Genomic DNA, 7,937 nt, shown 5'->3' with positions numbered 1-7,937 from the left:
ACCGAGGCCTTCACGTCGCGGATGATCGGCTGCAGCTTGTCGAGGAAGCGGTTGAACCAGCCGGCCAGCTCGCCCAGTTCGTCCTGGCCCTGGTATTTCAGGCGCTGGGTCAGGTCGCCCTCGCCGCTGGCGATGTCGCGCAGCATGCCGGCCACGCCGAGGATCGGACGGGTCACGCCGCGGGCGGTCAGCCATACCAGCAGCAGGCCGAGCAGGGCGGCGAGCAGGCCCAGGCCGAGTTCGACGACGGTGCCCTGGGTGCGTTGCTGGTCCAGCTCCTGCTGCAGCTTCACCGCCGGGCCCTGCAGGGCCTGCAGCGGCACGTCGATGAGCACGCCCCAGGCCTCGGCCTCGGGGATCGGGCGCAGCGGTTGCAGGGCGCGCAACTCGCCGTCGTGTTCGAGGACCTTGTGCTGGCCGGCGCCGAGCAGTTGCAGCAACTGCCCGCCCTGGGCGGGGTAGACCTCCTGCAGCTTCTTGCCGAGCTTGCCGGCGTCGGCGCTGTAGCCGGCGAGCAGGCCGGCGGGGCTGATGATGGCGACGCGGCTCTGGCCCTCGTAGAGTTCCTGGCTGCCTTCACGGGCGATTTCCTGCAGGCGGTCGAGGGCGATGTCCACCCCCAGCACGCCGACCAGCCTGCCGTCGACCTGCAGGGGCAGGGCGATGCTGGTCATGAGGATCTTGCGGTTGCCCACCTCGTCGACGTAGGGCTCCAGCACGCAGGTCTTGCCGGCGGCCTTCGGGCAGGTGTACCAGGCGTTGTAGGCCGCGCCGCTGGGGCCGGGGCTGGTGTCGGCGAGCATCTTCTCGTCCATCGGCTCGGCCTCCAGCTGGCCGGGGGTGGCCTGGGCCCAGTATTGCGAGAAGCGCCCCTTCTCGTTGCTGCCGAGTTCGGTGCGGCCCTCGGCCTGGGCGTCGCGGCCGTCCAGGGCGTCGGGCTCGAAGGCCAGGTACAGGCCGAGCAGCTCGGGGTTGGCCGCCACCGCGTCGCGCATCTGCCGGTTCAGTTCCTCGCGCAGGGCCAGGGTGTCCAGGCCGCGCTGGGCGGCGAGCTGGCGCATGGCCAGGGCCTGCCGGGCGAAGCTCTGCGCGTAGCGGTAGGCGTCGCTGAAGTAGCGCTGGATGCGCATCGCCTGGATCTCGCCGCGGGCGCGCAGGCGGGCCTCGGCGGCGTCGTCCAGCATGCGGGTGCTGGATTCCTTCACCAGTGCGGTGCTGTGCTGCATGCGGAAGATCGAGAGGCCGGCGAGCAGCGAGACCACGCCGAGCAGGCACAGGCCCGCTAGCAGGGTGATCTTCCACTGGATGGAGAGGCGACGAAAAGGCATGGGGGTGTCCTCTGCGGGAACCTTGGGGATGTTCGGAAATATCGGCGGCTGTGCGATTTTCTTTACAGACATTGCTGCCGTCCGTCGGCTGGGCCTCTGGAGCGCCAGTCTCGCGCCGGGTTGCACTTCGCCACCCATCTGCTGACTAATGTGCAGGCCACTCTCGGCAGATGGGATTGCACATGCTCGATTCGAAACTGGAAAACCGGACGTTCCTGATACTGCTGGCGGTGGTCAGCATCGCCTTCGCCTGGCTGCTGCTGCCGTTCTACGGCGCGGTGTTCTGGGGCACCATCCTGGCCATCATCTTCGCCCCGGTGCACCGCCGGTTGCAGGCGCGCCTGGGCGGGCGCAGGAACCTGGCGGCGCTGATCACCCTGAGCGCCTGCATCCTCATCGTGATCCTGCCGGTGATCTTCATCACCGGCTCACTGGTGCAGGAAGGCGCCAACCTCTACCAGAGCCTGAAGTCCGGCCAGCTGAACCCCGCCGGCCTGGTGCAGCAGGCCTTTGCCGCCTTGCCGCCGTGGGCCCACCAGTGGCTGGAGCGCTTCGATCTGGGTGATCTGTCGAGCCTGCAGGAGAAGCTCTCCAGCGGCGCCATGCAGGCCAGCCAGTTCGTCGCCACCAAGGCCTTCAGCATCGGCCAGAACACCTTCGATTTCGTCATCAGCTTCGGCGTGATGCTCTACCTGCTGTTCTTCCTGCTGCGCGACGGCCGCACCCTGGGCCGGCGGATCAAGCAGGCGGTGCCGCTGGACCACGAGCACAAGCAGCACCTGTTCACCAAGTTCACCACCGTGGTGCGCGCCACGGTGAAGGGCAACATCGCCGTGGCCGCCACCCAGGGTGCGCTGGGCGGGTTGATCTTCTGGTTCCTCGGCATCCAGGGCTCGCTGCTGTGGGGCACGCTGATGGCCTTCCTGTCGCTGCTGCCGGCCATAGGCGCGGGGCTGGTGTGGGTGCCGGTGGCGGCCTGGTTCCTGCTCACCGGGGCGATCTGGCAGGGCGTGGTGCTGATCCTCTTCTGCGTGCTGGTGATCGGCCTGGTGGACAACATCCTGCGCCCGATCCTGGTGGGCAAGGACACCAAGATGCCCGACTACGTGGTGCTGATCTCCACCCTCGGCGGCATGTCGCTGTTCGGCTTGAACGGCTTCGTCATCGGCCCGCTGATCGCCGCGCTGTTCATCGCCAGTTGGGACCTGTTCACCGGCCGCGAGGAACTGGAAGACCCGGCGGGGTAGGGGAGGGCTCGGTAATTATGAGCGCCGACCTCGCCGGCGGAGTCGCGGATAAGATCCGCTCCTACGCTCCAGGAAGCACGGCTTTTCGTAGGAGAACAATCCCGGCGCGTACGAACAGCGTTTCGCAGGCAACAAAAAACCCCGCCGAGGCGGGGTTTTTCTTTGCTGCTCTGGCTATCAGCCGGCGGCGGCGACCGCCAGGCCGGAGTGCTGGAGGATGTCCAGCAGCGGCTGCGGGTACACGCCGAGGAAGAAGGCCAGCAGGGCGATGGCCACCAGCATGATGCCGCCGGCGCGCTGGGCCCAGTCCAGGGGCGCGTCGTGGCGCTTCATGTTCGGCTCGACCAGGAACAGGGTGACCATGACGCGCAGGTAGTAGTACAGGCCGATGGCGCTGCCCAGGACCAGGGCGCCGACCAGCCACCACAGGTGCGACTCGACGCCGCTGGCGATGACGTAGAACTTGCCGATGAAGCCGGCGGTCAGCGGGATGCCGGCCAGGGACAGCATCATCACGGTCATCACCGCGGTCAGCACCGGGCGGCGCCAGAACAGGCCGCGGTACTCGAACAGGGCATCGGCGTCGCGGCCGCCGTAGGGGGTGGACATCAGGGTGACCACGCCGAAGGCGCCCAGGGTGGTGACCACGTAGGTGGTCAGGTAGACGCCGACGGTCTCCACGGCCAGGCCGTTGCTGGCCACCACGGCGATCAGCAGGTAGCCCAGGTGGGCGATGGAGGAGTAGCCGAGCAGGCGCTTGAGGTTGCTCTGGGTCAGCGCCAGCAGGTTGCCGACCAGGATCGAGATGACCGCGATGACCGCCAGGGCGACGTGCAGCACGCCGCTGTGCAGGGCCGCCGGGGCGATCTGGAACAGGCGCAGCAGCACGGCGAACACGGCGACCTTGGCGGCGGTGGCGAGGAACGCCGCCACCGGGGCCGGGGCGCCTTCGTAGACGTCCGGGGTCCACAGGTGGAAGGGCGCCAGCGACAGCTTGAAGCCCAGGCCCACCAGCATCATGCCCACGCCGATGGTCAGCAGCGGGCTGTGCACGGTGCCTTCGGCCAGGGCGCTGCCCAGGCCGGCGAAGTCCAGGGTGCCGGCCTCGGCGTAGAGCATGGCCATGCCGAACAGCAGGAAGGCCGAGCCCGCGGCAGACAGCACGGTGTACTTGATGCCGGCTTCCAGGCTGCGCTTGTTGAAGAAGGCGTAGGCCACCATGCCGTAGACCGGTACCGAGAGCAGTTCCAGGCCGATGAACAGGCCGGCCAGGTTCTGCGCCGCCACCAGCACCAGGCCGCCGGCGGTGGACAGCAGCAGGAGCAGGTAGAGTTCCTCGCGGTTGCCCGGGTAGCTCTCCATGTAGGCATGGGCGAGGGTCGAGCAGGCGAGGGCGGCGACCAGGATCAGCGCCGAGTAGAACAGCGCGAAGTTGTCGATCAGCAGCAGCGGGGTGACGACGATGGGGGTCGCCTTGACCGCCCAGAGGATCGAGACCAGCGCCAGGTTCAGGCCGATCATCGAGAGGGTGGCGATCAGGCGGTGATTGCGTTTCCAGGCGACCGCCAGCATCACCACCACCAGGGTGGCGCTGGTGATGAGCAGCGGCAGGAGCGCGATGAAGTGTTGGATCGTGAAGGTCATTTCGCGACTACCGTGCGGCAAGGGTGGAAAGGGCGGAATCGAACCACTGCTGGACACCGTGCATGGTGGCGGCGGAGGTATCGAGTACCGGCTGCGGGTAGATGCCGAGGATGATCAGCAGGACCGCCAGGCCCAGGACCATGCTCAGCTCGCGGGTATTCAGGCCGGCCAGGGCGGTTTCCTCGCGGGCCGGGCCGAAGTAGGCGCGGTGGATCATGATCAGCGAGTAGATCGAGGCGAACACCAGGCCGAAGGTGGCGATGACGATGACCACCGGCACGGTCTTGAAGGCGCCCAGCAGGATCAGGAACTCGCCGACGAAGTTGCCGGTGCCCGGCAGGCCCAGGGACGCGGTGGCGAAGAACAGGCTGACCGCCGGCAGGTAGGACAGGCGCGACCACAGGCCGCCCATCTTGCGCATGTCACGGGTGTGCAGGCGCTCGTAGAGCTGGCCGCAGAGGATGAAGAGCGCGGCGGCGGACAGGCCGTGGGCGATCATCTGGATCACCACGCCTTGCAGCGCCTGCGGGCTGCCGGAGTAGATGCCGATCATCACGAAGCCCATGTGCGACACGCTGGAGAAGGCCACCAGGCGCTTGATGTCGGTCTGCGCGAAGGACAGCAGGGCGCCGTAGAAGATGCCGATCAGGCCCAGGGTCATGGCGATGGGCGCGAACTCCGCCGAGGCGTTGGGGAACAGCGGCAGGGCGAAGCGGATCAGGCCGTAGGCGGCGGTCTTCAGCAGGATGCCGGCCAGGTCCACGGAGCCGGCGGTCGGCGCCTGGGCGTGGGCGTCCGGCAGCCAGGAGTGCACCGGCACCACCGGCATCTTCACCGCGAAGGCGACGAAGAAGCCGAGCATCAGCAGCCACTCGACGTGCTCGCTCATCTGCGTCTTCAGCAGGTCGGCGTAGTTGAAGGTCAGCACGCCGGTGCTGTTGTAGTGGACGAACACCAGGCCGAGGATCGCCACCAGCATCACCAGGCCGCTGGCCTGGGTGAAGATGAAGAACTTGGTGGCGGCGTAGATGCGCGTCTTCTTGCCGTCGTCCGAGCTATGGCCCCAGAGCGCGATGAGGAAGTACATCGGCACCAGCATCATTTCCCAGAAGAAGAAGAACAGGAACAGGTCGACGGCGAGGAACACGCCGATCACGCCACCGAGGATCCACAGCAGGTTCAGGTGGAAGAAGCCGATGCGGCGCTGGATCTCGTTCCACGAGCACAGTACGGACAGCACGCCGAGCAGGCCGGTGAGGGCGACCATCAGCAGCGACAGGCCGTCGATGGCCAGGTGCACGCTGATGCCGAAGCGCTCGATCCATTGCAGCCTGAACTCGGAGGTCCACTGCGGCTCGCCACCCGGCGCGGGCGCCAGGTGGAAGTCGCCGGTGTGCCACAGCCACAGGCTCAGGGCCAGGGTCAGGGTCATGGAACCCAGCGCGACCCAGCGGGGCAGGGTCTTGCTGGTGTACTCGGCGATCCAGCAGAGGAAGCCGCCGATGAAGGGGATCAGGATTAGCCAGGGCAGAATCATGACGGGCTCGATCTCTTTCGTGAATGCGTTAGGCCAGTAGCAGCGCGAGCAGCAGCACCGCGCCGCCGACCAGGGAAGCGGCATACCAGCGCAGGCGGCCGTTCTCGGTCAGGCTCAGAAGGGTGTGCCCACCGCGGGCGGACAGCGGCACCAGGACCAGGGTCTGGTCGATGGGGTCGCGGCCGAGCAGGCGGCAGATCAGCAGGTAGGGTTTCACGAACAGCTTGTCGTACAGCCAGTCGAAGCCCCAGGCGTGGTACCACCAGGTGCCGAAGAAGCGGCCCGGCGCGCTCTTGGCCAGGGCGCTGACGAAGCGGCGCTTGCCGAGGAACAGCAGGCCGGCCAGCAGGATACCGGCCAGGGCGATGGCGCCCGAGGCGATTTCCAGGCTGTGCTGGGCTTCGCCGCCGGCATGGCCGACGCTTTCCGGCAGCACGCCGGAGAGCGGCGGGGTGATCAGCGCGCCGATGAAGGTGGACAGCACGATCAGCACCGACAGCGGCAGCCAGTGGCTGATGCCATGGCCGGCGTGGGCCTCGGTCTTCTGCTCGCCGTGGAAGGCGATGAAGATCAGGCGGAAGGTGTAGATCGAGGTCAGGAAGGCGCCCACCAGGCCGGCGATCAGCAGGTTCTGGTGACCGCTGGCGAAGGCTTCCCAGAGGATCTCGTCCTTGGAGTAGAAGCCGGCGGTCAGCAGCGGCAGGGCGGCCAGGGCCGAACCACCGACGATGAAGCTGGCGTAGGCCAGCGGCAGCTTCTTCCACAGGCCGCCCATCTTGAAGATGTTCTGCTCGTGGTGGCAGGCGACGATCACCGCGCCGGAGGCGAGGAACAGCAGGGCCTTGAAGAAGGCGTGGGTCATCAGGTGGAAGATCGCCGCGTCCCAGGCGCCGACGCCCAGGGCCAGGAACATGTAGCCGATCTGGCTCATGGTCGAGTAGGCGAGGATGCGCTTGATGTCGGTCTGCACCAGGGCGGCGAAGCCGGCCAGGACCAGGGTGACGGCGCCGACCACGCCGACCAGTTCCAGCACGTTCGGGGCCAGGGTGAAGATGCCGTGGCAGCGGGCGATCAGGTACACGCCCGCGGTCACCATGGTTGCCGCGTGGATCAGTGCGGAAACCGGAGTGGGGCCGGCCATCGCATCCGCCAGCCAGGTCTGCAGCGGCAGCTGGGCGGACTTGCCGACCGCGCCGCCGAGCAGCGCCAGGGCCGCCAGGCTCACCCACAGGTCGCCCTGGGCGAAGTGCTGCGGGGCCAGCACCAGCAGTTCCTGGATGTTCAGGGTGCCCAGCTGCTGGAACAGGATGAACAGGCCGAAGGCCATGAACACGTCGCCCACGCGGGTGACGATGAAGGCCTTCAGCGCCGCGTTGCCGTTCGGTACGTGGCTGTAGTAGAAGCCGATCAGCAGGTAGGAGCACAGGCCCACGCCTTCCCAGCCGAAGTACAGGAACAGCAGGTTGTCGCCCAGCACCAGGAACAGCATGCTGGCGATGAACAGGTTGGTGTAGGCGAAGAAGCGCGAGTAGCCGGCTTCACCGCGCATGTACCAGCTGGCGAACAGGTGGATCAGGAAGCCGACGCCGGTGACCACGCCGAGCATGGTGACCGACAGGCCGTCCAGGTACAGGGCGAAGTTCGGCGCGAAGCCGTCGACGTTCATCCACTGCCACAGCACCAGGGTGTAGGCGCCGCCTTCGGGCGGGGCGCTGTGGAAGCTCCAGATCGCCCAGAAGGCGGACAGCGCGGACAGGCCGACCGAGCCGACGCCGACCAGCGCGGAGAGATTTTCCGACCACCTGCCGCGGGAGAAAGACAGCAGCAGGAAGCCGACCAGGGGGAACAGGAAGGTGAGGGGCAGCAGGTTCATCCGCGCATCTCGCTGGCAGCGTCGACATCGAGGGTATGGAAGCGGCGATACAGTTGCAGCAGGATCGCCAGACCGATGCTCGCCTCGGCCGCGGCCAGGCTGAGCACCAGGATGAACATCACCTGGCCGTCGGGTTGGCCCCAGCGGCTGCCGGCGACCACGAAGGCCAGCGCGGCGGCGTTCATCATCACTTCCAGGCTCATCAGAACGAACAGGATGTTGCGCCGGACCATCAGGCCGGCCAGCCCGAGGCAGAACAGCACGCCGGAGAGTGCCAGCCCGTGTTCCAGGGGGATTGCATTCATGGT

The 7,937-nt window shown here is 67.3% G+C and carries 6 protein-coding genes; 1 reads left to right on the top strand and 5 read right to left on the bottom strand.

The genetic code is table 11. The annotated features are described in order from the left end of the window. The coding region (locus CHC02_RS28950; RefSeq protein ID WP_244906823.1) for a methyl-accepting chemotaxis protein at window positions 1-1,328 on the bottom strand (1,328 nt) is incomplete at its 3' end. Window positions 1,329-1,510: 182 nt separating this feature from the next. On the opposite strand from CHC02_RS28950, the gene CHC02_RS28945 reads away from it, so the two are divergent. Beyond that, on the top strand, window positions 1,511-2,575 hold the full coding sequence (locus CHC02_RS28945; RefSeq protein WP_089394812.1) for an AI-2E family transporter: 1,065 nt from the start codon (window positions 1,511-1,513) through the stop codon (window positions 2,573-2,575). A 177-nt stretch (window positions 2,576-2,752) separates the two neighbouring features. Here the strand turns inward: CHC02_RS28945 and nuoN are convergent, their stop codons facing one another. The 4 genes from nuoN to nuoK are packed head-to-tail and all read right to left on the bottom strand — an operon-like array spanning window position 2,753 to window position 7,934. Continuing rightward, a complete protein-coding gene (nuoN, locus tag CHC02_RS28940) occupies window positions 2,753-4,219 on the bottom strand; it encodes an NADH-quinone oxidoreductase subunit NuoN (RefSeq protein ID WP_089394811.1) in 1,467 nt (488 codons plus the stop codon). A gap of 7 nt (window positions 4,220-4,226) precedes the next feature. Then, on the bottom strand, window positions 4,227-5,756 hold the full coding sequence (gene nuoM / locus CHC02_RS28935) for an NADH-quinone oxidoreductase subunit M (protein WP_089394810.1): 1,530 nt from the start codon (window positions 5,754-5,756) through the stop codon (window positions 4,227-4,229). Between the two features lie 28 nt (window positions 5,757-5,784). After that, window positions 5,785-7,629, bottom strand: a complete 1,845-nt coding sequence (nuoL, locus tag CHC02_RS28930; protein WP_089394809.1) for an NADH-quinone oxidoreductase subunit L — start codon at window positions 7,627-7,629, stop codon at window positions 5,785-5,787. After that, window positions 7,626-7,934 carry an NADH-quinone oxidoreductase subunit NuoK gene (gene nuoK, locus CHC02_RS28925; RefSeq protein ID WP_043253249.1) on the bottom strand — a complete coding sequence of 103 codons (309 nt, stop codon included), beginning with the start codon at window positions 7,932-7,934 and terminating at the stop codon, window positions 7,626-7,628. Before nuoK ends, nuoL begins: the two co-directional genes overlap by 4 nt. Window positions 7,935-7,937 lie beyond the last annotated feature (3 nt).

The organism is Pseudomonas delhiensis (assembly GCF_900187975.1).
Lineage (GTDB): Bacteria > Pseudomonadota > Gammaproteobacteria > Pseudomonadales > Pseudomonadaceae > Pseudomonas > Pseudomonas delhiensis.
The sequence above is the reverse complement of the archived record's forward strand: the minus strand, read 5'-3'. Positions and strand labels throughout refer to the sequence as shown.

Excerpts from the sequence above, each read along its gene's own strand:
- CHC02_RS28945 (WP_089394812.1), top strand. The coding sequence starts at position 1,511 with ATGCTCGATTCGAAACTGGAAAACCGGACGTTCCTGATACTGCTGGCG.
- nuoN (WP_089394811.1), bottom strand. The coding sequence starts at position 4,219 with ATGACCTTCACGATCCAACACTTCATCGCGCTCCTGCCGCTGCTCATC.
- nuoM (WP_089394810.1), bottom strand. The coding sequence starts at position 5,756 with ATGATTCTGCCCTGGCTAATCCTGATCCCCTTCATCGGCGGCTTCCTC.
- nuoL (WP_089394809.1), bottom strand. The coding sequence starts at position 7,629 with ATGAACCTGCTGCCCCTCACCTTCCTGTTCCCCCTGGTCGGCTTCCTG.
- nuoK (WP_043253249.1), bottom strand. The coding sequence starts at position 7,934 with ATGAATGCAATCCCCCTGGAACACGGGCTGGCACTCTCCGGCGTGCTG.